A 24,824-nucleotide genomic window follows, 5' to 3' on the forward strand; every position below is an offset into this window, starting at 1 on the left:
CGGACCATCAGCTATGGTGGTCCGGGTACTCTTCCTGCAACGATTCCAGCTTACGAGTGATAGCCATTGGTGAACTGGTGTTTCTAGCCAGTGCTATATACAGGGCCGGAATAACAAATAGCGTCAAAAAGGCGGATACGGCAACACCCGCAAAAATCACCGTGCCAATGACCATACGACTTTCTGCTCCGGGCCCTGACCCAAGAATTAGCGGCATTGCACTCATTAAAGTTGTAAACGCTGTCATTACAATGGGCCGTAAGCGCTGTTGAGCGGCTTTAAGCACGGCTTCTTTGAACTCCATACCGGAGTCACGCAACTGGTTCGCAAACTCAACAATAAGAATACCGTTTTTAGCAGCCAGGCCTATTAGCATCACAATACCAATCTGACTGTAGATATTGATACTCATACCCGTTAAGTACAGTGCCAATAAGGCACCCACTATAGCCATAGGCACGGCCAGCATAATCACCAGCGGGTGAATAAAGCTTTCGAACTGTGCCGCCAGAACCAGGAAGGTGATCACCAATGCAAGACCGAAAACAAAGATGATTGAGTTGCCGCTTTCCTTATAAAGTTGCGACTCACCTTTATAGTCAATAGAAACGTCTTCCGGCAGCTTCTCTTGCACAACTCCTTCCAGATAACTCAAAGCTTCACCCAGCGAGTAGCCTTCCGCAAGGTTCGCTTCAATAGTCACACTGCGCATACGGTTATAACGATTCAGCCGGGCTGACGTGGCTTGCTCAGTAATAGTCACAAGGTTTGACAACGGAATCAGTTCGTCACTTTTGCGTGAACGAACGTAAATGTTATCTATGGCACTTGGGCTGCGATAATCGGCTTTTTCACCTTCCAGCATGACGTCATATTCCTCACCGCGGTCAAGGTAAGTGGTTACTCGCCTTTGACCCAGTACCGACTGGAGCGTAATACCAATATCCTGTACGGAAACACCCAAATCGGCTGCACTGGCTTCGTCAACCTGAATCAGTAGCTGCGGCAGCGTTTCCTTATAGTCACTATCGAGGTTTTGCAACCCAGGATTGGTAGATGCCTCTTCAATTACAATGTCACGAAATTCAGCCAGTCGCTCATAGGTATTACCTTGCAGCACAAACTGCACCGGTCGACCACCGCCTCCGCTAATGCCGCTGCGCATAAACGCAAAAGCCTGAACGCCCACAACAGAATCCAACTGCGATCGCATCTCTTCCATTAAATCAAAACTTGACCATTCTCGCTCGTCGAAAGGCACGGCACCAACAATAGCGATACCTGCACTACCACCCCAGCCCGGAGCACGAACAATTAGGCGGTCAATTTTTCCTTCATCGATATAAGGCAGAAGAATTTGCTCTATTTCGTCCATATGTCGGGAGCTTGACTCAAAACTCGCCCCCTCGGCACTGCGCACCTGAATATAGAACGTACCGCGGTCTTCCGGCGGCGCAAACTCTTGAGGAATAAAGCTGAACAAGCCAAAGGCAACGACGCCGGACATAACAACCAACACGACAGCCATAAGCGGACGCTTTACGCTCTTTTCGAGCACATTGCGATAGCCTCTTTCAAGCCAGTTAAAGGTCGCATCAAAGGCTCTGCCGAATTTACTGGTTCGCTCCTTCTTGCTTAAGACCTTCGAGCTCAGCATCGGCGTCAAAGTTAATGCTGCGATACTGGAAAAGGCCACAGCGGCCGCTATGGCTATGGCAAACTCGGTAAAGAGCTTACCAATATTACCTTCCAAGAAGGCCAGTGGCACAAACACAGAGATCAATACCAGTGTGGTTGCTATGACAGCAAAACCAACCTCCCGGGCACCCCGGTAAGCGGCCAGAATAGGCGGCTCGCCTTCTTCTATGCGGCGATAAATGTTTTCTAACACCACAATAGAGTCATCAACGACCAGACCAATCGCTAAGACCAGCGCCAGCAAAGTCAGCAGGTTGATAGAAAAACCCAGTGCAAACAAAACTATGTAAGAAGCAATAATGGCAACGGGTACCGTCAACGCCGGTACTATGGTGGCTCTTATATTCCCCAGGAACAGGTAAATAACGACAATAACCAATGCCATCGCCACAGCCAGCGTGTTGTAAACTTCATCAACTGAGCCCTGAATAAATATCGAAGAGTCGTAACTGGGCGCCAGGTACATGGTTTCAGGCAACGTTTCCTGAATTTTTCTCATCTCCCGGTGCACGTTCTTCACCACGTCCAGAGTGTTGCCTTTCGACTGCTTAATGACACCCACACCGACCATGTTAACCCCGTTACCCCGGAAGTCGGTTTTGTCATCCTCAGCACCCAGTTCTACCCGGGCCACTTCACCCAACCGGACTAAGTAACCGTCGTCGCCCTGTCGTATCACCAGGTTTTTAAAGTCTTCCGGCGACAAGTAAGCCCGCGCCATACGAACCGAAAATTCTCTGTCGGTTGACTCAACTTCCCCCGCCGGAAGCTCAACGTTTTCTTCACGCAAGCGGCTGACTATGTCGGTTACCGTTACCTGTCGTGCGGCCATGGCATCACGATCCAGCCAGACGCGCATGGCATAGCGACGATCACCACCAATGACCACCCGCGCGACACCATCAGCGACCGACAGACGGTCTACAATGTATCGCTCCGCATAATCAGTCAGTTCAAGAATCGACATGCTCTCGCTGCGAAGGTTATACCAGACAATGGTGCTTTCATCGCTTGAGGCTTTTGAAACTTCGGGTGGGTCGGCTTCTTCGGGAAGATTATCGAGTACACGCGACACACGCTCACGAACGTCGTTAGAAGCGGCATCAATGTCGCGGGTCAGATTAAATTCAATACTGATACTGGAGCGGCCGTTACGGCTGCTGGAGCTAATGTTTTTAATGCCTTCTATGCCGCTAATCCGGTCTTCAACTAATTGCGTTACCTGCGTTTCTACAACTTCGGCAGAGGCACCGGGGTAGTCTGTATCAATAGAGACTATGGGGCGATCAATATCCGGATACTCACGCAATGGCAGCATGGTAAAAGCGACAATACCGAAAACCACCAGCAGAATATTCAGTACAGTTGCAAAAACCGGACGTTTTACAGAAAGGTCAGACAACAACATAACTTAACCTCCCTGCACAGAAACAGGTACACCGTCACGAAGGCGAACAATGCCTTCTATAATGACTTTTTCTCCCGGCTTAAGGCCGTCAGTAATTTCTACGATTCCCGGCTTACGACGACCAATGGTCACTTCTTTTTGGCGCGCCCGGTTATCCGGAGTTAACACATACACATATTGTCTGTTTTGAATTGGAATAAGAGCTTTTTCAGGAAGCAATAAAGCTTCATCAATGCTCCGCAATAGCGTTATCTGGAGCAACATCCCCGGACGCAGACGCTCATCATCATTATCAATTTTAGCGCGCACTTTCACGGAACGAGTCACGGGGTCAACGCGCGAATCAATACTGGAAATACGTCCGACAAACTGTTCTCCCGGGTAAGCCCGGCTGCGGGTAATCACTTCCTGATCAACGGCAATACTGGCGAAATAGCGTTCTGGAACACTAAAGTCGACTTTAATCGGCTTGATGTCATCCAGCGTTGTAAACACATCGCCGGGGCTGACTAAGGAACCTGCACTAATTTCACGAATACCGACACGGCCTGAAAACGGCGCATAAATTTTCATTTCGCGTAATGTCGCTTCAGCCACTTCTAAGTCAGCCTGAAGACCATTAACACGTACTTGTTGCTCGTCGAACTGCTGTTGCGATGCAGCATTACCGCGGCGCAGTTCACTGACTCGTTCAAGCTGGCGTTTGGCTTCATCCAAACTAAACTTAAGCTGCTGCACACGGGCAACTTCTTTGCGAGCATTTAACTCAGCAAGCAGTTGTCCCTGCTCAACTAAGTCGCCGCTTTCAAAATAGATTTTTTCAACAACGTCCTGAGTTTGCGCGGTAATACGAACCGTTTCATTGGCCATGGCGGTGCCAAGTGCTTCGATGGTATCGCGAAACTCACTAATTTCGGCGGTTTGAATTTTTACCGGGACAGTCTGTTCCTTGCCCTCTTCAACCTTTTCTTCAGGAGGGAACCCAAACAGATACACGGCTGCCGCAATCAAAATAACGACAACAATAGTGATAGGGTTTATCCAGGAACGTTTCGCCATGTTTACCTCTAAGTTCATAATACAACGCCTTTAACATAGACCATTGTACGCAAAACACCGCCCAAAAGGCGGTGCACTTAACGAGGATTATAGCGGTTTAATCGCAAATTCAGTCGTTTGAATGAAACGCTGGGCTGTATTTATGAATGGCGTTAATAAAAGCAGCGGCGTGTTCCGGGTCGACCTCAGGGTGAATGCCATGACCTAAGTTGAAAACATGGCCGGTACCTGAACCATAGCTTTGTAATATGGTTTGTACTTCTTCTTCAATACGCTCTGGCTTAGCATAAAGCACGCTGGGGTCCATATTACCCTGCAGAGCAACTTGCCCGCCGACACGTCCTCTGGCATCACCTAAGTCGGTTGTCCAATCCACACCCAGCGCATCCGCACCAGTCGCCGCCATAGCTTCCAGCCATTGCCCGCCATTTTTAGTAAATAACGTAACAGGCACTTTGCGTCCGTCGGCTTCCCGTGTAAGGCCAGCCACAATTTTTTCCATATAAGCCAGAGAGAATGCTTTGTAGTCGCGCGGAGAGAGTACACCGCCCCAGGTATCGAATATCATGACCGACTGCGCGCCTGCAGCAATTTGCGCGTTTAGGTACTGAGTCACTGATTCAGCCAATACATTCAGCAAGGTATGCATGGCTTCAGGGTCAGCAAACATTAGCTGCTTCACTTTAGAAAAGTTTTTGGTGCTGCCACCTTCAACCATATAGGTTGCCAGTGTCCATGGGCTTCCAGAGAAACCAATAAGCGGCACACTGCCATTCAGTTCACGACGGATAGCACGCACGGCATCCATAACGTAACCCAGCTCGTCTTCCATATCGGGCACGGCCAGGTTTTTAATAGCGGCCATACTGCGTACCGGGTCTTTAAACTTTGGCCCCTCACCTGTTTCAAAATATAAGCCCAGACCCATGGCGTCAGGAATGGTCAGAATATCACTGAAGAGTATGGCGGCATCCAGGTCAAACCGGCGCAACGGCTGCATGGTCACTTCGCAAGCGAGTTCAGTATTGCGGCATAGTGACATAAAGTCGCCTGCCTGCGCGCGCACTTCTTTATACTCAGGTAAATAGCGTCCAGCCTGACGCATCATCCAGACGGGAGTGCGATCAACGGGTTGTTTTGCCAATGCACGAAGGTAACGATCATTTTTAAGCGCCGGAGCGGTCATAGCGAATCCAATTTTTAATCAACATCAATGCCCGGTATTTTATCAGTCCGCAGGCATTGGCTCCATGAAAACTTGTGCTTACCTCTTTTGAGAGAGATCAATCAAGGTTCTTGCTATGGTTCCCTCGGGGGGGATCATGGGCAGATTATCAAAAGCAAACCAGTCGCCGGTAATCAGTTCGTGTGGGTCAATATGCAGCTCACCTTCTGCCCACTCGGCGGTAAACCCCATCATCAATGAATGAGGGAAAGACCAGGGCTGACTCAAATGGTATTGAATGTTCTTAACGCGAATTCCTGCTTCCTCATAAACTTCTCGCTCTAATGCCTGCTCCAGACTCTCACCCGCCTCAACAAAGCCAGCGAGAATGGAGTGCAGTCCGGCTTTATGTCGCTTACCCTGAGCCAATAAAATGTTATCGCCTTTGCGAATAGCCACAATAATGCACGGCGACACTCTGGGGTAACAGCGATGCTGGCATTGGTTGCAGTGCATTGCCAATTCCCATTCGATAGCCTGCATCCGCGCACCACAGCGACCGCAGAACCGGTGTGTATTGAGGAAGTCACTGAACTGGCGTGCCCTGCCAGCCATTGCAAACTTTTCCATGTCTTCAACGGCAAGAAGCTGTCGCAAGGGAGCAAACTCACCTCCTGTAAATTGCTCATCCATGTAATCTGCCATTACCAGATAGCAACTGCGCTCACGCAGCTCACCTATCTCGACAACCCGGTATTCATCCAAATCCGGGAAGCTTAGCTCCTGTAAACAGCCAAATGGCACTTCGCCGGCTGCATCTAAAAAAAGGTGATCGGAGCTGACGACGAACCACCATGCTGGTTCATCATCTGCAGGTTTTGAATACAAAGTGGCCATAATAATTCCGCGTATCGAATCCGCTGAGTTTTCTGTAAAATCAGTTGAGTTCTAATGCTTCTGAATTTACATTAGGTACTGAAACTATAAACGGAGAGTATCATGTTAAGCCGTAATGAGCAGGCAAAAAAGCGCTGGGGTGGCGCTCATAAAAGTATCGATATCTGGTTGTCTGAACGCCAGGACTTATTAGTTAATTACTTTAAGCTTGCCGCGCTCCCTCCTTACGAAAGCATCCGTCAAGGCTTACCTGATGTTGTCGATATCCGGAACTTTTGCGGTCAGCTGGTCGACTATGTATCAAGCGGTCATTTTGAAATTTATGATCAAATTGTGCGCGAGGCCAGCTCGCAGGGAAACTCTGTTGATGACCTAGCAGATGAGCTATTTCCTTTAATTTCTGACACGACCGAGATTGCCTTAGACTTTAACGATAAATACGGGGATATCAGTTCCACGGACCACTGTGAAACCTTCGATAGAGATTTATCCGCATTAGGCGAAGCGCTTGAGTTAAGAATGGAATTTGAAGATAAACTCCTCAACCATTTAGACGAACATAACCTAATACCCGCCTAGCACAGTTACCAACAAAAAAGCGCCGGCAAATCTACCGGCGCTTTTATCAACTAAGCCGTTCTTACTTTTGTTCTGTATCCAGTTCGTCTTTTTGAACGTTCAGCAATTCAACAGTAAAAATCAGCGTTGAGTTTGGCGGTATCTGACCACCACCCACTTCGCGCTCACCGTAAGCCAGTTCAGCCGGAATCACGAAGCGATATTTACCGCCTTCTTTCATCAGCTGCAAACCTTCTGTCCAGCCAGGAATAACGCGGTTCAATGGAAATGATGTTGGCTCGCCACGCTCGTAAGAGCTGTCAAACACCTCGCCATTTACCAGCGTACCTTCATAGTGAACTTCAACCATGTCGGTTTCTGAAGGGCTGACTCCATCACCTTCTTCCAGCACTTCGTACTGAAGACCTGAGTCAGTGGTTTGCACACCTTCTTTCTTCGCGTTTTCAGCTAAATAAGCCTTGCCTTCTTCTTCTGACTTTTTACCTAAAACGTTTTGGCGCTGTTCCATGACTTCCTGACGCATCGCGTTTAGAATTTCTTCTGCTTCTTCATCAGTCAGTTGAGGATCACCTTTTATCGCATCGACAAAGCCGGCAATAACAACATCACGCTCAAGCATATAATCCGCTTCTTCCTGACGCTCCAGGTTACGCGCGATAAAGCCACCAACAGACGAGCCTAAGGCATACGCCTGCTTGTCTTTCTCATCAACTAATTCAGTGTCATTAGCAGGAAATTTCTCTTGTGAACAAGCAGTCAGCGCCAGCGCGATGGCTGAGATAGCTAACGGCTTCATCAGTTGTTTCATCGTTTTCTCCAATTATCGTCTTGCATCCTTTCGGACTATGCCATAATAGTGTTATGTAACAGACCCATACTACACAACCATAAGGAACTTGCCTATGCCTTTTCTCAAGCTGTGCAGCGCACTCATGCTGCTCATTGCCATGGCAGGTTGCCAACCATCACCAGAGAAGGTCAATAAAGCAATTCACGCGGAAAATGGTACCTACGCCGCCGATATAGCTGATGATGGCAGTTTCAGTCTGGTTTCTACAGATGAGACCGGGTTACTGCTTTGGCCACGTTACGCCACCAACGCAAAGTATCAGTGGCAACATAATGAAAGTGAAGTTTCGCAAATTATCGATGTTGATATCAGCGCAGATGGCGCAGTTGCCGTCGCTGCTTCTCGTAAAGAGTTCTCCATGTGGGACATTGAGAGCGGCGAAAACTTAGGGTTCTGGAAAATAGGTTCCGGGGGTATACAAAAGCTTGTCGTCAGTAAAAAGGGCGGAACAGTGGTGCTGGGCAAGCGTGATGGCACACAGGTTGCCTTTAACCCTGCTTCAGGTCGGCGCATTGAATTTTATGGTCATACCGAAACCATTAATGCACTGGATATTTCTCCCAACGGTTTTTATGTGCTCAGTGGTTCTAATGACCACTCAGCCATACTATGGGATACCCGTAGCGGACAAATTGTCCACCGCTGGCCACTAGACGGACGCACCACGCAGGTTGCTCTGCACCCTGATGGACGTTTCGCATTTATTGCAGACGCTACTGATAACGCCGTTATCCGCTCTCTCCCTGATGGAAAACCCGTTTCCAAGCTTAAATTCATGGAGCGTCATAAAATTTTTAGCGCCGCTCGCTTTAGCCCATCCGGTGATTACCTCCTTACCGGGTCACCATCACGTCAAATTGCAATTTGGGACTCAGCGACAGGAAAACAACTCTCGCATTGGCGGGTAGATTTACGCGACGGTGGCCGCCCAAGCAACGCTTCTGTGTTATCTGTCGTCTTCGATGAAGAAGAACAAATGGTTATTAGTGAAAGTTCTGCCGGCCTCGCCGAGTGGTGGAATATTGATTTAACAGGTAGTAAAGAATGACAATAGAAAAAATTGAAGCGCAGTTGGATAACCTGGAAATGCAACTCACCTTTCAGGAAGACACCATTAACTCATTAAATAAGCTGGTTACCGAACAAACCCAACAAATGACTGAAATGCAAAAGCAGATTCGGTGGCTGGGCAAACGCTTGAAACAAATGCAGGAGAATCAGTCAACTGACTCCGATCCGGCCGCTGAACCACCGCCACCTCACTATTAAAGTCATCGAGTTTACCTTGACCTTGGTAAAACAGGTCAGTATAACAACTGTTCTTATTTAGTTTGCGAGAATGTTATGTCATCGAAGCACCCGATAATTGCCGTTACCGGTTCATCAGGAGCAGGAACTACCACAACAGGTCAGGCGGTACGCCACATCTTTCGCTCGTTAGATGTCAGCGCCGCCTTTGTGGAAGGCGACAGTTTTCATCGCTATTCTCGCCCCGAAATGGATTTGGCCATTCGCAAAGCGCAAGAGCAAGGGCGGCATATCAGTTACTTTGGAGCTGAAGCCAACGACTTCGACCGTCTGGAGTCTTTATTTCGTTCATACTCGCAAACTGGTAACGGTAAAGTTCGTCGTTACTTACACAGCTTTGACGATGCCGTGCCTTATAACCAGATGCCCGGCACGTTCACCCCATGGGAAGAGCTTCCAGAGAGCACCGATGCCTTATTCTACGAAGGCTTACATGGCGGTGTCTGTGGTAATGGTTACGATGTTGCGCAGTATGTCGACCTGCTGATAGGTATGGTACCCATAGTTAACCTGGAATGGATCCAGAAACTGATTCGCGACACATCTGAGCGCGGTCACTCACGTGAAGCGGTAACGACCAGTATCGTGCGTGGTATGGAAGATTACATTCACCATATTGTGCCGCAATTCTCGAGAACTCATATTAACTTTCAGCGGGTTCCCACTGTCGATACCTCAAACCCGTTTAGCGCAAAAGACATACCATCGCTGGATGAGAGCTTTGTTGTCATACGTTTTCGTGGTATTAAAAACGTCGACTTCCCGTATTATCTGCAAATGATCGATGGCTCGTTTATGTCGAGGACCAACACCCTGGTTGTGCCCGGCGGCAAAATGGCGTTAGCTATGGAATTGATTTTAACGCCGCTTATTGAACAAATTATGGAAAGGAAAAACCAGGTACGACGTCAGGTTGACTGGATATCAAGTAAGTAACTACTCACCAACCAGCCAGCGGCTGTGAAAATTCGCACCTTTGTCCTGCGCTAATGTTTTGCATAACAAAGGCAGTAATTGCTCACTGTCCTGAACGACACCATAAGGCGGATTCACCCAAAGAAAGCCACAGCCATGGAGACCTTTACGTTCATCGTTTGTTCGTATGTTGAGCTCCATTATCATGGTTTTAGGAATACCCGGAAGAGCCGCAACATCACGATGAAAAGCCGCTGTTTTCAACTCGTCTTTTATTGGGTACCAAACCGCGAAACTGCCGCTTTTCCAGCGCTTCAAACCCTGTTTAAGAGCATCAACCACATCATCGAATTCGCTTGTATTTTCAAACGGGGGATCAATCAGAACCAGGCCCCGCTTTTCAATTGGGGGCAATTGTGAACGAACCGCTTCATACCCATTCACCGGCGCCAGTACCTGCACCTGTTGATGTCTTCCTAAAGGCGTCTGTTTAAGCGTTTCTGCATCTTCTTTGTGCAATTCACAAACAACCAGCCGGTCACCCTCGCGCAGAAACTCTGAGGTTAGCACGGGCGACCCCGGGTAATAACGCAAACTCTCACTGCCTGAGTTAAGACCACGGACAATTCGTAAATACTGTTTTGCTAAGGGCTCATCCGTCGCTTGCTCAACAAAGCGTACAATACCTTGCTCGGCTTCGGCTGTTCTAACGGCTTCGTCACCTTGTAAATCGTAATAGCCAATACCACCATGGGTATCCAGTACAAAATATGGCTTGTTCTTCTGCTGAAAGTACTCAAGTGCACGGGCCTGCAGCAAATGTTTAAAAACATCCGCAAAGTTGCCCGCGTGAAAAATGTGTCGGTAATTCAAAGGTCAGTCGGCTTTTTGAGGAGATTCAATGCGATAGCTGTGTGTCATTTTAACGGAAGCTTCCAGCATTTTAGCAACGGAGCAATATTTATCGGCTGAAAGCTTCACCGCACGCTCAACATGCTTTTCGTTAATGTCTTCACCCACCACAACAAATTCCAAATGAATTTCGGTAAAAACTTTAGGGACTGACTCCGCCCGCTTACCGGATAACTCGCAGTAACAGCGGTGTAGGTTTTGTTTGGCTTTTTTAAGAATGCTGACAACATCAACCGATGCACAACTTCCTGCGGACATCAGCACCATTTCCATTGGACTTGGCGCATTTCCCGGGCTGTCACCGTCCATAACCACCTGGTGGCCACTACCTGATGTAGCCACAAAGGTCATATCATCAACCCAGGCAACCTTCGCGCTCATATTATTTGCTGACATTAGGAGAATCCTTACTGGAGTGCTTGAAAACTATAGCCGGTAACTTTGCAGGCGTTCATCAAAAAGGTTTTTCACCAGGCCGACAAACTCATTAATGAAAGCTTCCTGCTGAGGGGTTGGGTGTGTATCCAGAACTTTAGATAACACCTCTTCTAAATCGTAAACAATAGCGTCGGTTTCACGGACAATATCCAGACGTATTTCCTGATCAAGCTCGTTTTGCTCAAAAACCGCCATCATGCTTTCTGATAAGCGCTCTTCCATTAAGTCACGTAAGGTGTAATCGGCTGTTTTTGCGCTATTACCCTGCTCAGTAAAGACCGGTAACTGACCTGTCAGGTACTGGATGAGCTCAATATATCCGTCTGTTTCAACTATCATCTGCTTCTCTTTGTCACGCGGCCAGGCAACCATTCACGTTGCCCAGCCGATAAACTAGCACAGATTGTGATTAAAATTTAAGCCCTGGCGCTAAATTCTCAGGTAAACTCATGCTATCAGCTTCCACTGATGCAACCGGATACGCACAGTAGTCGGCCGCATAGTAAGCGCTGGCACGATGGTTACCACTTGCTCCAATGCCGCCGAAAGGTGCTGCGCTGCTGGCACCCGTAATCGGCTTATTCCAATTCACAATACCTGCGCGAATATGTTTGAAAAAGTAACGATACGTTTGTTCATCGTCACAAAGCACACCGGCAGATAGGCCGTAACGTGTGTTGTTCGCTTCTTTGATGGCTTCATCAATATCTTTAAAGCGATACACTTTTAGTAACGGACCAAAATGCTCTTCATCCGGCAGGTTTTCAACGCCGGTAACATCGACGATGCCCGGGGTTACAAAACCTTTCTTCGAGTCAGCCTGCTTCATACGCACTAATGACTTAGCGCCTTTATGCAGCAACTCATTTTGTGCATCGACCATTTCGCCCGCAGCTTTAGCAGAAATCATTGCGCCCATAAACGGCTGAGGGTCTGCTTCGTAGTCATCGACCAAAATATTTTCAGTCACTTCAATTAAACGCTCAAGCACTGCCCGACCCTGTTCTGAGTCTTCAATGAACAAGCGGCGTGCACATGTGCAACGCTGACCTGAAGTAATAAAAGCCGACTGTACGATGTTATGAACCGCCGCATCAATGTCAGCAACGTTAGTAACCAGCAAGGGGTTATTACCGCCCATTTCCAACGCAAGAATTTTGTCTGGACGACCGCCAAATTGTTTGTGTAACAAGTGTCCAGTGTTTGATGAGCCGGTGAAGTACAAGCCATCAATTTGAGGGTGTGCCGATAATGCTTTACCGGTTTCAACTTCGCCCTGAACCAGGTTTAAAACGCCGGCTGGAATGCCTGCTTTTTCCCATAACTTAATGGTTTCCTGAGCAACCATTGGTGTGAGTTCACTTGGCTTAAACACTACCGTATTACCGGCAATTAGTGCTGGTACAATGTGCCCGTTTGGCAAGTGTCCCGGAAAGTTATAAGGACCGTAGACGGCAACCACACCGTGTGGTTTATGACGAATAAAGGCTTTAGCCCCCGGCATTTCGTTTTCCACGGTACCCGTGCGCTCATGGTAAGCACGCTCAGAAATCGCGACTTTGCCCATCATAGCGCCCACTTCGGTACGGGTTTCCCACACAGGTTTGCCGGTTTCTTTTGCCATGACCTGCGCCAAGTGCTCTTTATTTTCTTCAAGTAACGCTGAAAACTTTTTGCAGATGGCTAAGCGCTCTTCAACGCTGCGGCCCGCCCAGTCAGGGAAGGCTTTGCGAGCAGCCATTACCGCTTTTTCTACCTGAGCTTCACTGGCGGATTCACCGCTCCAGATAGCTTCATTACGGGCTGGATCAATTGATTTAAACAACTGACCTTCGCCTACTTCCCAACAACCATCGATAAATTGAATACTGTTCGTCATACAAATACTCCTGCTTAGAGTGCAACAATGCGGGCTTCATCGCCGCTTTCTAAATGCATTGCCTGTGCTTGTTCTGTCGTCAATATGAGTTCTTCTGCGCCTTCTGGCAAAGAAAGCTTTGTCGCGCGGAAGTTCTTCAACTGCGTATTACACACAATATGAGGAACACCCTCATCTTCTGCTACCGAGTCGTGCACTGCTACCGGCACTAAACGGCTGTTACGCACACTGTTGAGATTACAAACTTCCGCTTCAACCGTTGGTCCGGCGTCAAAAATGTCCACAAAACCTCTGAAACGGAAACCTTCCGATTCCAACAGTTTAAGGGCCGGGCGCGTATTGTCGTGCACCTTCCCGACCACCGCTTGCGCTTCTTTACTCAACAAGTTGGTATAAATAGGGAAGCGAGGCATCAGTTCAGAAATAAAGACTTTATCGCCAATTCCGCTTAAGTAGTCGGCTTTTGGAAAGTCCATTGAGAAAAAGTTCTCTTCCAGCCAGTTCCAGAATGGCGAGTCTCCATTTTCATCTGAGACGCCGCGCATTTCGGCTATTACCCAGTCACTGAAGCGTTGTTTAAATTGCGCCAAAAACAACATGCGGAAACGTGACAATGTACGTCCGTTCATGTTGTGTCGGTAAGGTTCTCGCAAAAACAACGTGCATAGCTCGGAAACACCGGTGTAGTCATTACACAGAGTGAGAGTTTCCAGCGCATTATAGATATTGAGCTTCTCTGAATGATGCACAACTTTACCCAAACGGTAATGCCAGAAGGCTTCATTCAAACCCACCGCAGCTTCGATACCACTAACACCTGCAATAGTACCAGTTTCGGTATCTTCCATAACAAACAGATAGCTTTCATCACCGGGTGTTTCAACGGTGTCTTTAGCAAAAGCCTTTTGCGCCGCATTGATACGACGCTCCAGCAGCGACTGGTCTACCGGTAAGGAAGTAAAACCATGACCGGACTCAATCGCGCACTGATATAACGCTTCATAATCTGACGGCTTAATGGGTCTGATTAGCAACATAAAACAGCCTCAGTTATTGACCGACAACCTGAGCAACGGCTTTTTCAAAGCGCTGCAGGCCTTCTTTTACGTCTTCTTCAGAAATAACCAGTGACGGGGTAAAGCGCACGACATTAGCGCCGGCAATTAAAACCATTACGCCATGCTCCTGACCAGCTAAAAGGAAGTCGCGCGCGCGTCCTTCGTATTCTTTATTCATTGCCGCGCCAAGCAATAGACCCTGGCCACGAATTTCGCTAAACACGTTATATTTTTCGTTAATTGCCGCCAGCTGCTCTTTAAACCACTGCTCGCGTTGCTTAACACCATCCAGAGTTTCTTTGGTATTAACAATATCGAACACCGCTTCTGACACAGCACAAGCCAGCGGGTTTCCGCCGTAAGTACTGCCGTGTGTACCTGGTTTAAGATGCTCTGCAATTTCAGTTGTTGTTAGCATAGCGCCAATAGGGAAACCGCCGCCCAATGCTTTCGCTGACGTCAGAATGTCCGGTGTAACACCCAACTGCTCGTAAGCATAAAGGCTACCGGTACGGCCAAAACCCGTTTGCACTTCATCAAAAATGAGCAACGCGTTGTTCTGGTCACAAAGTTCACGTACCGCTTTCACAAACTCCACGTCAGGGCTAACCACGCCACCTTCACCTTGCAGCGGTTCCATCATGACAGCACAGGTGTCATCAGAAATCAGCGCTTTTAGCGCATCAATATTGTTGTAATCAACATGATCAACACCGCCAGGTTTCGGTCCAAAACCATCAGAGTATGCTGGTTGACCACCAACGGTTACCGTAAAGAAAGTACGCCCGTGGAAGCCTTTAGTGAAAGCAATGATTTTTTGTTTATGTTCGCCGTGCTTTTCAATCGCCCAGCGACGCGCCAGTTTTAATGCCGCTTCGTTGGCTTCAGCGCCTGAGTTAGCGTAATAAACACGATCAGCAAAAGTTGCTTCGGTCAGCTTTTTCGCCAGACGAATTGCCGGCTCGTTAGTAAACACATTACTTAAATGCCAAAGCTTCTGGCTCTGTTCCTGCAGAGCTGACACCATCGCCGGGTGGCAATGACCAAGACAGTTCACAGCAATACCGCCTGCAAAGTCAACGTATTCACGACCGTCCTGGTCCCATACCCGGGCGCCTTCGCCCTTTACCGGGATCATTGATGCAGGGTTATAGTTGGGAACCATTACGTCATTAAACATTTCGCGGTTTACTGTCATATTGTCTGCCATTACTCTCGTCCTTATCGCCTTAGCGAGTTAACAAAGGTGTCAACAAATTCATTTCTCAAAGTAGCCCGTTATTATGCCAAAATTTGTTCACTTTGTCTGTGATAATTCCGTTATAAATCGCTTAAAACGGGGCTTTACGCTTTTCTTGCATCAGATGCGAATAGTTATGCTAATGCATGCAGAAAGAATGAATCTTTAGTCATAATTTTTTCTCAAGTCAACTTGTTAAACACCTTGTAACATTTAGATACGAAAAATTGCATTGCTTTTTATTAGTACTTACCTTAGCCTGAAGTTTATTGAATGCTCGACGACAGAGAATACTATGGACAATCAGACCCCAACTCTGGAATCCCCTTCTCAACCACAGCTAAAGCTGGCTTACTTACGTCCAGGCGATATGATTGATGTAGAGTTTGCGTCCGCAGCGAAAGTACGCACAAAACTCCAGCTGGTCGGTTTTGACACCGGCAAATACCTTTTATTAAAACAGCCCAACCCCCGTACCGAAGGGAGCTATTCAGATGTTTTATTTGAGGGTAACCCAGTTATTGTCCGATTGGTTTTAGAGGGAGAGACCGGCGAGTGTATTGCGTTTAAAACGAAAATTAGAGCGGTAACTAACTTCCCGTTCAGGTTCTTGTATTTAGAATACCCTGAGCAAGTTGAGAACAGAGCGTTAAGAGCGCAAAAGCGAGTACGCACCCACATTCCGGTTGATGTCACTGCGGACAATAGTCAGGCAAGCACTAAGAAAAAGCTCGCCAGTGGCGTCATTGTCGATATCTCTTCCGCCGGATGCAGAATCGTTTTTAAAGCCACGCCCAATGAAGCCGGTAATGTTACTCATATGAATATTAAGGTGGGTATTGGTTCTGGCGCGCATAAAGAAGCACTGAGCCTTTCAGGCCAAATTATGAACCAACGCAAAGAACGAGGGATGATCAGTGTTGGAGTCCGCTTCACCGACGATGAAGCCCATATTAATAATGTGTTCGACCATCTGTTGATAGACACAGAATTTGAGTGTTAACGCTTTACTCCGGCACAACAATAGGCGGTCGCTTTAAACTAACATTATTTAAGCGTGCAATGGTGTCTGCTGTTATCGAGTGCTTATTCAACAGGTGTTTACCTTCTTCCAGGCTGGCTAAGTCCACTTCTCTTAACATTCTGAATTCACAATAGGCGTTTGCCTGCGCCAGAGCTTGCGCGTAATCAGATTCATTCTCTGCGGTCTTACTTTGAGTGAAAGCTAACAGGTGTTTACTAACAGGAACGCGTTTCAACCCCCAGCCTTCAGCCACCAGGTAACTGACGTCTTTGTCCTTCTCTAACATTAAGTCGCGTAAAAAGCGCTCATCCGGAGTCAGTTTTACAATCGTATTATGCCGCTCAGGTGATTTATCGTTCACACTTTGCATCGCAAATTCACGTTGCACGTCGTCGAATAAGCGAAGATACAGTTTGGTTAACGCTATTTTCCCAAGCTCATGGAACATGCCAATAGTATAAGCAAGTACCGGATCCCGCAGCTTACGCTCTACCGCAATGTTATGCGCTGCAATAGCCGTCCCCAAAGAGTGTTCCCAAATTTTACGACGGAACAACATGAAAGGTTGTGCAGCCGGAGGCAGCCAGTTTTGCATGATGTATGCAGGCGCTAACAGTCGCAGGTTTTCGGTGCCCACAAAACTCATGGCAACACGTAAATTATCAATTTTTACCTGCTTGTTACGATCGATAAAAGGAGGTTGATTGACCGTTCGAAGCAACCCTGTGTGAAACCAGTCCATACCTTGCACCACTGACTCAATGCGGCGCATAGAAGCGGCTTTCAGACTTAGGGTATCAAGTAGCTCTGGCAGTTTCTCAGGAAGCGGTATCAGACGTTCGCGAATGTAATCGCCGTCATCTATCGTTTTCAATGCGCGGTGGTAGATTTCTTCATGCAGTTCGTCAGAAATACGGTCAGCATAACGTTGCCGCGCCTGGGCCTTACGGTCACGTTCTTCATAGTTCAGACGCTCCACTTCCAGCAGTTTACGTAACTGCTCTTTGTCTTCCTCGTCGCTACCGTCAGCCTTTGAACGAGCTTTGCGCGCAAACGGAAAACTTATCAAATAGTTGATAAAACGTTTTTCTAAACGCAGGGCCGGGTCATTACTGCCGCCTTCCGTAGTACCCGCAAAAAAGTGGAACATATTACCTCTATATTAACTGAACTGCGGCAGCATTATGTTGAATAAACTTCACAAATGCTACTTACTGATTATCGTATATAACGTAAAAAATTCGCTAACAAATTATGGCCCTGAGCTGTCATTACCGACTCTGGGTGGAACTGTACGCCAAATAAAGGTAAGTCCTTATGCCTTATTGCCATAATCTCCAACATTCCTCGTTCGCTCTCTGTATCGGCATCAATTAAGAAATCTGTTGGCAAACTGGCGGGGCAAACTACCAACGAATGGTAGCGCGTCACTTCAAGAGGGTTGTCTAACTGCTGGAACAATCCGTTACCGGTGTGTCGAATAATCGATGTTTTTCCATGCATCACTTTTTCGGCGCGAACAACTTTGGCGCCAAATACCTGAGCTAATGCCTGGTGCCCAAGACAAACGCCCAGTATCGGAAGCTTCTTTCCAAAGTGTTGAATAGCAGCCAAAGACACTCCGGACTCGTTGGGTGTGCAAGGTCCGGGAGATATCACAAGAGCTTTCGGAGAGAGCTCTTCAATGCCCGAAACTGTTATTTCATTGTTACGAAGAACAACAACATCTTCCCCCAATTCACGGAAATAGCGAGCCAGGTTGTGAGTAAATGAGTCGAAGTTATCAATTAGTACGATCATGCTACTGAGGCAACCGCTCATCCAGCCAGGTTTTATAATGCACGGGTCTTGCAAAGTAAAACCCCTGCAATAAATCAGCACCATTTTCGCCAAGCAATTTAACTTGCTCGGCGGTCTCTACCCCTTCAGCTACCGAGGAAACCGACAAAGAACGAGCCATGTTTAACATTGCCATTAGCAAGCCCATGTGCTTTTCATTCACTTCCGCGAGCTGAACAAATTCTCTGTCTATTTTTAATTCAGTAATGGGTAACTGCTGAATTCTCAATAAATTAGAGTAGCCGGTACCAAAGTCATCAATTGAAAACACAACGCCCAGCTCAGCAAGACGGGCCATAGTTTGCTGCACTTTCTCGGCATCAGCTAAAAGCAGGTTTTCAGTAATTTCCATGGTCAACTGGTTCAGTGGTGCATCATACTCCGCAAAAATCTGCTGTACGGTTTCCACATAGTCACTTTGCAAAAACTCAACCGGGCTCACATTAACAGCGATATTGTCATCCAGCCCCTGTGTTTTTAATTTGTTCAGTGTAAAGGCTACCTGCTGCAGTAATTCTCTGGCCATTTGAATAATAAGCTGTAAGCGCTCTGCTACCGGAATAAACTGAGCGGGGGAAACGAGCTCACCGTTCTTATTACGCCAACGCATCAAAGCTTCTGCGCCACGAATAACGCCCTGGGTATCGACTTTCGACTGAAGCCAACATTCAAATTGCCTTTTCCCCAGGGCCGCTCGCAAGGCAACCTCGGTTTTCGCGTCGGCAACAACGGACTCGGATATTTCCGCTTCGTAAACCGCAATTTGGTCACGCCCGTTATGACGCGCATTAGAGGTGGCTGTATCAGCCAGAGACAGTAGCTCGGATGCATTCTCATCGCCGCCGCTTAAACCGACCCCAATACTTGCCGTTAAATAGTGTGTCTGAAATTTCGTTCTAAAGGGCTCACGCAGAGCGTCATGCAGTTTCCTGATAACCTCGAGGCCAGCCTGCGTAGAGTCACGCATGACTCCCACCCAAAACCTGTCTCCAAGGTCTCTTGCTATCCAGCCCGAGTCTCCAATAGCCTCTCTCAGTCTTTGCGCAATTAACTGAATAACACGGTCACCCTCTTCATGCCCATGTATGGTATTCACCCGATTAAAGTAGTCCATATTAACTGCAGCAACGACTATTGCCCGGTTACTCTCCAGGCGTTTTTCTACCAAGTCGAGAAAGCGGTGACGATTCGGTAAACCCGTTTGCTCATCAAAGTTGGCCAGATACTCCAGCTTACGCGCGTTCTCTTTTTGTTCGGTAATGTCTCGTATAACACCTATATACTGCGCTTCTCCGGCACGGCTTACCTCGGTTATCGCTAAATCGATGGGAAATACTTCACCATTTTTACGTTTGCCCTGAACCTCTCGACCAATGCCGATAATACGCGCCCGACCCGTCTCCTGATAAGCTTCAATATAACGGTCATGCTCCCTGGCGTAGGGCTCAGGCATGAGCATACTGACATTATTACCTTTAACTTCAGCTTCACTGTATCCAAACATCCGCTCCGCCGGAGCACTAAAGTTAGTAATGATACCTTTGCTATCAATTGTAATAACGGCGTCAATTAAATTATCCAGAGTACTGCGAAGCGCGCTTGTCTGTTCCTGCAATTGCTGCAGCCGGTGTTTTTTTTCAGTTACATCCTGAATCGCACCAAACAGAACCGTCTCACCGCTTTCTAATTGCTTAGTCACTCCGGTAATGGTCACCCAGTGAATATGGCCAGCGGTGTCTTCCAGGCAACTCTCTGCCGACCAGCTTCTATTGAACTCCAGGCTTTGCGCAACAAGCTGCTTTATGTTTTCCCGGTACTCAGGTAAATGAAACGCCATCGCTTTTTCATAATTAATGGGCTCATTGTCGGTTATACCGTGAATCTCTCTTAACTGGCGGCTCCAATATAGGTGTTCCGTCGCCGGTTCGTACCAAAAGCTACCAATGTTAGCCATAGTCTCGACGCTGGTTAACAATTCTTGTTCGCGCTGTTCCGGAGACTCACTCACCATAATGACAATTACCCAGGGTAAGGTACAAAACCTACCGCTTTATAAACATCTGACAAAGTTTTTGCTGAGGCTTCACGTGCTTTATCAGCACCTTGCTTCATAACTTGCTGCAAGAACGCCTGATCATTACGCATTTCGTGATATCGCTGCTGAATAGGCTCAAGCATAGCAACCACTGATTCCGCTACATCGACTTTTAAATGTCCGTACATTTTGTCTTCATATTCCGGAACCAATTCGTCAATTGATTTACCGGTAGCTGCGGACATAATGCTGAGTAAATTTGAAACGCCAGGCTTCTCCTCAGGATTAAAGTAAATGCGTGCCTGTTCATCGGAGTCGGTAACGGCTTTCTTTATTTTCTTCAGAATTTTCTTCGGCTCTTCCAGTAAGCCAACAAAGTTATTTGGGTTGTCGTCCGACTTTGACATTTTCTTAGTCGGCTCCTGCAGCGACATGACCCGCGCGCCCACTTTTGGAATCATTGGCTCTGGAATGGTGAAAATATTGCCGTACAGATTATTGAAGCGTTCGGCCACATTACGTGTCATTTCCAGGTGCTGCTTCTGGTCATCACCAACCGGCACTTCGTTTGCCTGATACAACAGAATGTCTGCCGCCATCAGCGCCGGGTAGGTAAACAATCCAGCATTAATATTATTAGCGTGACGCTGAGACTTATCTTTAAACTGCGTCATGCGGTTGAGCTCACCCATTTGTGTGTAGCAATTGAGAACCCAGGCCAGCTGAGTATGTTCAGGAACATGCGACTGGATGAAGACGGTACTTTTCTCCGGGTCCAGGCCGCAGGCTAAATACAAAGCCAGACCATCCAGTGTTGCCTGCTGTAGTTTTTCAGGTTCCTGACGCACGGTAATTGCGTGTTGATCAACCAGCATGAACTTGCAGTCGTGAGTATCCTGCATATTCACCCACTGACGTAGTGCGCCAATGTAATTACCAATAGACAACTGCCCTGACGGCTGACAACCACTTAATACAATTGGTTTAGACATTCTTATTCCTCTACGAACCTGTTACCGCAGCGATTTCATCGCGCATTGTCTGGATGACACTGGCGTAATCATCCGTATTAAAAATAGCTGAACCCGCAACGAACATATCCGCGCCAGCTTCCGCAATTTCACCAATATTTGAAACCTTAACTCCACCGTCGACTTCCAGACGGATATCACGACCGCTCTCTTCTATACGTTTACGCACAGCTCTCAACTTATCAAGAGTTGAAGGAATAAATGACTGCCCTCCAAAGCCCGGATTTACTGACATCAGCAAAATCACATCGACTTTATCCATTACATGATCAAGGTAGTGCAGCGGCGTCGCAGGGTTTAGAACCAACCCAGCCTGACAACCACTTTCATGGATGAGCTGCAAAGTCCTATCAACGTGATCGGAAGCTTCTGGGTGGAAAGTAATAATGGAAGCACCGGCTTCTGCAAAGTCAGGAATAATCCGATCAACAGGCTTCACCATCAAATGTACGTCGATAGGCGCTTTGATACCGTAGTCTCTCAGCGCTTTACAAACCATAGGCCCGATAGTGAGGTTAGGGACATAGTGATTATCCATAACGTCAAAATGTACAACATCGGCACCTGCACTTAATACCGCATCTACCTCTTCACCTAAACGGGCGAAGTCTGCAGACAGTATAGATGGCGCAATTAGTGGTTTCATCGTTCGTTTTCCCGACCTTGATTAACAAAGAGCGTTATTGTAGCAGTTAACCCCGGACAAAAAAATTCGCATCGATGACTAGAATTTTTACAAAATCGCTGATAAATTGGTCAATCTAGATTTTGGAGAGGCTTTATGCGACTACTCACAATGATTACTTCACTGGCATTAGCTGCGTTTACCGCATTTGCTTTGGTGAGCCCGTCGTCTCTTATGGCCCAACAAAATGCTACCCAAAAATGCCAACAACTTATGACTGAATCCGAACAAAACAGTAATTCAACTCAGTGCCAATTAGCAGCAGAGCAAGTTACCTGGTTTAGTTGGTTAACCGGTGACAGTCGTTCGGTACAGTTCCACTTTTTCGATTTGGTTGAGTTAATCTCAAGCTCAAGCGATAGCAGCAAAAAACGTTACCAAAACGAATACACCGATTAATGTCAGATTCTTCCGATAACAAAGCACCTAAGCTCGGCATTGTCAGTATGGTGGTGAGTGTTCTCGCTGCATTTTTAGGTGTGCAAACCGAAAAAAACCGCCAACGAGACTTCCAGCACGGAAGCCCCAAAGCCTACATAATCATTGGCGTTATTCTTACCATTTTGTTTGTACTTGGTTTAGTTGGCCTCGTCAATATTGTGATGGCGAACGTAGCCTGACGTAAATAACACCAGGCTACGGCATGACACTTCATTTACGCAGCTTTAATGCCGCTATGTCTTAGCAACGGCTCGACGCTGGGTTCGCGACCACGAAATTCCTGAAATAAGTCAGCAGCTTTACGACTGCCGCCGCGCTCCAGAATAACTTGCAGGAAGTCGCGCCCGGTTGCGGCACTGAAAATGCCTTCTTCTTCAAAGCGTGCGAATGCATCTGACGACAATACTTCCGCCCATTTGTAGCTGTAGTACCCCGCAGCATAACCACCGGCAAAGATATGACCAAAGCTGTGCTGGAACCGATTGTACTCCGGCGGAATACGTACAGAGGTCTGCTCGCGAACTTCACTCAAAATTTCGCTAATATGCGCGCCTTTGCTTTCATCAAACTCGTGGTGAATGCGCATATCAAACAGCGAAAACTCTAACTGACGCATCATTTGCATCGCCGACTGGTAGTTACGTGCCGCCAGCATTTTATCCAGCAGTTCCTGTGGTAATGGTTCGCCGGTTTCATAATGACCAGAAATAAGCGCCAGTGCCTCCGGCTCCCAACACCAGTTCTCTAAAAACTGACTTGGCAGCTCTACGGCATCCCATTCAACACCGTTAATACCAGAAAGCCCTGCCGTATCGACCTGTGTCAGCATATGGTGCAGACCATGGCCAAACTCGTGGAATAACGTCAGTACTTCGTCGTGAGTAAAGAGCGCAGGCTTACCACCCACTGGTTTACTGAAGTTACAGGTTAAAAACGCCACAGGGTTTTGTAGCTCACCGCCGGCATGAACCCGACGCCCAACAAAGTCCGCCATCCAGGCGCCGCCGCGTTTACCCTGGCGGGCATACAAGTCTAAATAAAAGCTGCCACGCAAGTGACCATCGGCGTCATGAATGCGGAAAAAGCGCACATTCTCATGCCAGGTTTTCACGTCTTTCTGCTCACTCACCGTCATGCCGAACAAGCGCTTAACCACTTCAAACAGACCATTTAACACTTGTTGTTCCGGGAAGTACGGGCGCAGTAACTCATCGGAAATGGAGTAGCGTTGTTGCTTCAGTTGCTCACTGAAATACGGCACGTCCCAGGCTTCCATTTTCTCAACGCCCTGCTCTTTGGCAAAGGCTTCCACCTCAGCGTATTCTTCTTTTGCCTGCGACATCGACTTGTCAGCTAAGTCTTTCACAAAGCCCAATACCTGCTCTGGTGACTCTGCCATTTTTGTTGCTAGCGACATTTCGGCGTAGTCATTAAAGCCAAGCAACTTAGCCATTTCATGGCGCAAAGCCAGGGTCTCATCCATCACTGCCGAGTTATCGAACTTACCACCGTTAGGCCCAGTTTCTGACGCTCGGGTTACAAATGCCTGATACATGTCCTTGCGAAGCTCCCGGTCTTCGGCATACAGCATCACTGGCAAGTAACTGGGGATATCCAGGGTAAATAACCAACCTTCTTTTTCCTGATCGGCCGCTGTTTCTTTCGCCGCTTCTTTAATGCTGTCAGGCAGTCCGGCTAAGCGACTTTCGTCCGTAATTAAGCAAGTCCAGGCGTGAGTCGCATCCAGCAAGTTGTTGCTGAACGTCGACGACAAGTCAGATAGGCGAGAAGAAATTTCAGCGTAGCGTTTCTTTTTGTCCGCGGGTAAATCGACACCCGACAAACGAAAGTCACGCAAGGTATCGTTAATGAGCTTCTGCTGAGCTTCGGTCAGTTCGGCAAATTCATCACTGTTACGCAGCGTTTCGTAGGCATCAAACAAGCCTTTGTGCTGACCAACATAAGTTGCATAGTCAGACAGCAACGGCAGGCAGCTGTCATGGGCTTCACGCAACTCAGGCGTGCTGACAACCGAGTTTAAATGCGACACCGGCGCCCACACGTGCTCTAACTTTTCATCAGCGTCGGTTAAAGGCTCAATTAAGCCGTTCCAGCTGAAATCTCCTCTCGCAAGCACGTCATCAATCGTCTGCCGGGCATGCTCTATGCACTCTTTCAAAGCTGGCTGAATGTGCTCAGGTTTAATTTGCTCAAAGTCAGGAAGCTGGCTCTTTTCTAATAACGGATTACGGCTCATTGTTACCTCAATTTTTTCAAAATGCTTACAGTGGATATTGGGGCTTTAGGCTAGTCTTCAACCACGCTTATGTGGTTTCCTGCGTTTTTTACGGTATTATCAAATC

At 47.6% G+C, this 24,824-nt stretch carries 24 protein-coding genes; 7 read left to right on the plus strand and 17 right to left on the minus strand.

Features of this window, described 5'->3' with window-relative positions; translation table 11 throughout:
* Positions 1–7: 7 nt before the first annotated feature.
* The 4 genes from ACP7FG_RS12395 to nudC form a co-directional block, all read right to left on the minus strand.
* Positions 8–3,106 carry an efflux RND transporter permease subunit gene (locus tag ACP7FG_RS12395; protein WP_439226559.1) on the minus strand — a complete coding sequence of 1,033 codons (3,099 nt, stop codon included), beginning with the start codon at positions 3,104–3,106 and terminating at the stop codon, positions 8–10.
* A 3-nt stretch (positions 3,107–3,109) separates the two neighbouring features.
* A complete protein-coding gene (locus ACP7FG_RS12400) occupies positions 3,110–4,165 on the minus strand; it encodes an efflux RND transporter periplasmic adaptor subunit (RefSeq protein ID WP_278358966.1) in 1,056 nt (351 codons plus the stop codon).
* A 109-nt stretch (positions 4,166–4,274) separates the two neighbouring features.
* Positions 4,275–5,351: a uroporphyrinogen decarboxylase gene (gene hemE, locus ACP7FG_RS12405; RefSeq protein ID WP_439226560.1), complete on the minus strand. Its 1,077-nt coding sequence runs from the start codon at positions 5,349–5,351 to the stop codon at positions 4,275–4,277.
* A 78-nt stretch (positions 5,352–5,429) separates the two neighbouring features.
* Positions 5,430–6,227 carry an NAD(+) diphosphatase gene (nudC, locus tag ACP7FG_RS12410; protein ID WP_222235860.1) on the minus strand — a complete coding sequence of 266 codons (798 nt, stop codon included), beginning with the start codon at positions 6,225–6,227 and terminating at the stop codon, positions 5,430–5,432.
* A gap of 102 nt (positions 6,228–6,329) precedes the next feature.
* On the opposite strand from nudC, the gene ACP7FG_RS12415 reads away from it, so the two are divergent.
* Positions 6,330–6,806 carry an Rsd/AlgQ family anti-sigma factor gene (locus ACP7FG_RS12415; protein WP_054490229.1) on the plus strand — a complete coding sequence of 159 codons (477 nt, stop codon included), beginning with the start codon at positions 6,330–6,332 and terminating at the stop codon, positions 6,804–6,806.
* 61 nt (positions 6,807–6,867) lie between these two features.
* Here ACP7FG_RS12415 and fkpA read toward each other — a convergent pair whose 3' ends face one another.
* Positions 6,868–7,614 (minus strand): FKBP-type peptidyl-prolyl cis-trans isomerase, encoded by a 747-nt coding sequence (gene fkpA / locus ACP7FG_RS12420; RefSeq protein ID WP_222235861.1) that lies wholly within the window; start codon positions 7,612–7,614, stop codon positions 6,868–6,870.
* Between the two features lie 94 nt (positions 7,615–7,708).
* Between fkpA and ACP7FG_RS12425 the strand changes: the two genes are divergently transcribed.
* The 3 genes from ACP7FG_RS12425 to ACP7FG_RS12435 all read left to right on the plus strand — a co-directional run bounded on the left by ACP7FG_RS12425 (position 7,709) and on the right by ACP7FG_RS12435 (position 9,900).
* Complete coding sequence (locus ACP7FG_RS12425; protein ID WP_439226561.1) at positions 7,709–8,704, plus strand: WD40 repeat domain-containing protein; 996 nt, start codon at positions 7,709–7,711, stop codon at positions 8,702–8,704.
* A complete protein-coding gene (locus ACP7FG_RS12430) occupies positions 8,701–8,925 on the plus strand; it encodes a SlyX family protein (RefSeq protein WP_054490223.1) in 225 nt (74 codons plus the stop codon). Before ACP7FG_RS12425 ends, ACP7FG_RS12430 begins: the two co-directional genes overlap by 4 nt.
* Positions 8,926–9,000: 75 nt before the next feature.
* Positions 9,001–9,900: a phosphoribulokinase gene (locus ACP7FG_RS12435; RefSeq protein WP_054490221.1), complete on the plus strand. Its 900-nt coding sequence runs from the start codon at positions 9,001–9,003 to the stop codon at positions 9,898–9,900.
* On the opposite strand, the gene ACP7FG_RS12440 is transcribed toward ACP7FG_RS12435, so the two are convergent.
* From ACP7FG_RS12440 to ACP7FG_RS12465, 6 genes are all read right to left on the minus strand, one after another.
* Positions 9,901–10,752: a 23S rRNA (adenine(2030)-N(6))-methyltransferase RlmJ gene (locus ACP7FG_RS12440; protein ID WP_439226562.1), complete on the minus strand. Its 852-nt coding sequence runs from the start codon at positions 10,750–10,752 to the stop codon at positions 9,901–9,903. It lies immediately after the preceding gene.
* A 3-nt stretch (positions 10,753–10,755) separates the two neighbouring features.
* Positions 10,756–11,187 (minus strand): OsmC family protein, encoded by a 432-nt coding sequence (locus tag ACP7FG_RS12445; RefSeq protein ID WP_439226563.1) that lies wholly within the window; start codon positions 11,185–11,187, stop codon positions 10,756–10,758.
* Positions 11,188–11,217: 30 nt separating this feature from the next.
* The gene (locus tag ACP7FG_RS12450; RefSeq protein WP_439226564.1) at positions 11,218–11,568 is read right to left on the minus strand and encodes a DUF3802 family protein; all 351 of its coding nucleotides are present in this window, start codon (positions 11,566–11,568) and stop codon (positions 11,218–11,220) included.
* Positions 11,569–11,638: 70 nt separating this feature from the next.
* Complete coding sequence (gene astD, locus ACP7FG_RS12455) at positions 11,639–13,108, minus strand: succinylglutamate-semialdehyde dehydrogenase (protein WP_439226565.1); 1,470 nt, start codon at positions 13,106–13,108, stop codon at positions 11,639–11,641.
* 14 nt (positions 13,109–13,122) lie between these two features.
* Entirely contained in the window at positions 13,123–14,145 is a 1,023-nt protein-coding gene (gene astA / locus ACP7FG_RS12460) for an arginine N-succinyltransferase (RefSeq protein ID WP_439226566.1), read from the minus strand.
* Between the two features lie 13 nt (positions 14,146–14,158).
* Positions 14,159–15,364 (minus strand): aspartate aminotransferase family protein, encoded by a 1,206-nt coding sequence (locus ACP7FG_RS12465; protein WP_222237025.1) that lies wholly within the window; start codon positions 15,362–15,364, stop codon positions 14,159–14,161.
* 337 nt (positions 15,365–15,701) lie between these two features.
* Here ACP7FG_RS12465 and ACP7FG_RS12470 point away from each other — a divergent pair, with 337 nt between their 5' ends.
* Complete coding sequence (locus tag ACP7FG_RS12470) at positions 15,702–16,409, plus strand: flagellar brake domain-containing protein (RefSeq protein ID WP_439226567.1); 708 nt, start codon at positions 15,702–15,704, stop codon at positions 16,407–16,409.
* Positions 16,410–16,413: 4 nt separating this feature from the next.
* Here ACP7FG_RS12470 and ACP7FG_RS12475 read toward each other — a convergent pair whose 3' ends face one another.
* The 5 genes from ACP7FG_RS12475 to rpe all read right to left on the minus strand — a co-directional run bounded on the left by ACP7FG_RS12475 (position 16,414) and on the right by rpe (position 21,981).
* Positions 16,414–17,580: an HDOD domain-containing protein gene (locus ACP7FG_RS12475; RefSeq protein WP_439226568.1), complete on the minus strand. Its 1,167-nt coding sequence runs from the start codon at positions 17,578–17,580 to the stop codon at positions 16,414–16,416.
* Positions 17,581–17,648: 68 nt separating this feature from the next.
* The gene (locus tag ACP7FG_RS12480) at positions 17,649–18,230 is read right to left on the minus strand and encodes an anthranilate synthase component II (RefSeq protein ID WP_439226569.1); all 582 of its coding nucleotides are present in this window, start codon (positions 18,228–18,230) and stop codon (positions 17,649–17,651) included.
* 1 nt (position 18,231) lies between these two features.
* The gene (locus tag ACP7FG_RS12485) at positions 18,232–20,280 is read right to left on the minus strand and encodes a putative bifunctional diguanylate cyclase/phosphodiesterase (protein WP_439226570.1); all 2,049 of its coding nucleotides are present in this window, start codon (positions 20,278–20,280) and stop codon (positions 18,232–18,234) included.
* 8 nt (positions 20,281–20,288) lie between these two features.
* Positions 20,289–21,296 carry a tryptophan--tRNA ligase gene (gene trpS / locus ACP7FG_RS12490; protein WP_054490206.1) on the minus strand — a complete coding sequence of 336 codons (1,008 nt, stop codon included), beginning with the start codon at positions 21,294–21,296 and terminating at the stop codon, positions 20,289–20,291.
* A 10-nt stretch (positions 21,297–21,306) separates the two neighbouring features.
* Positions 21,307–21,981 carry a ribulose-phosphate 3-epimerase gene (gene rpe, locus ACP7FG_RS12495; RefSeq protein ID WP_054490204.1) on the minus strand — a complete coding sequence of 225 codons (675 nt, stop codon included), beginning with the start codon at positions 21,979–21,981 and terminating at the stop codon, positions 21,307–21,309.
* 135 nt (positions 21,982–22,116) lie between these two features.
* On the opposite strand from rpe, the gene ACP7FG_RS12500 reads away from it, so the two are divergent.
* Positions 22,117–22,419, plus strand: a complete 303-nt coding sequence (locus tag ACP7FG_RS12500; RefSeq protein WP_054490202.1) for a hypothetical protein — start codon at positions 22,117–22,119, stop codon at positions 22,417–22,419.
* Positions 22,419–22,640: a DUF2970 domain-containing protein gene (locus ACP7FG_RS12505; RefSeq protein WP_054490200.1), complete on the plus strand. Its 222-nt coding sequence runs from the start codon at positions 22,419–22,421 to the stop codon at positions 22,638–22,640. The genes ACP7FG_RS12500 and ACP7FG_RS12505 overlap by 1 nt, the downstream gene beginning before the upstream one ends.
* Positions 22,641–22,675: 35 nt before the next feature.
* On the opposite strand, the gene prlC is transcribed toward ACP7FG_RS12505, so the two are convergent.
* Complete coding sequence (prlC, locus tag ACP7FG_RS12510; protein WP_439226571.1) at positions 22,676–24,718, minus strand: oligopeptidase A; 2,043 nt, start codon at positions 24,716–24,718, stop codon at positions 22,676–22,678.
* Positions 24,719–24,824: the final 106 nt, after the last annotated feature.

It is taken from the genome of Idiomarina sp. ST10R2A5, assembly GCF_051842325.1.
Lineage (GTDB): Bacteria > Pseudomonadota > Gammaproteobacteria > Enterobacterales > Alteromonadaceae > Idiomarina > Idiomarina abyssalis.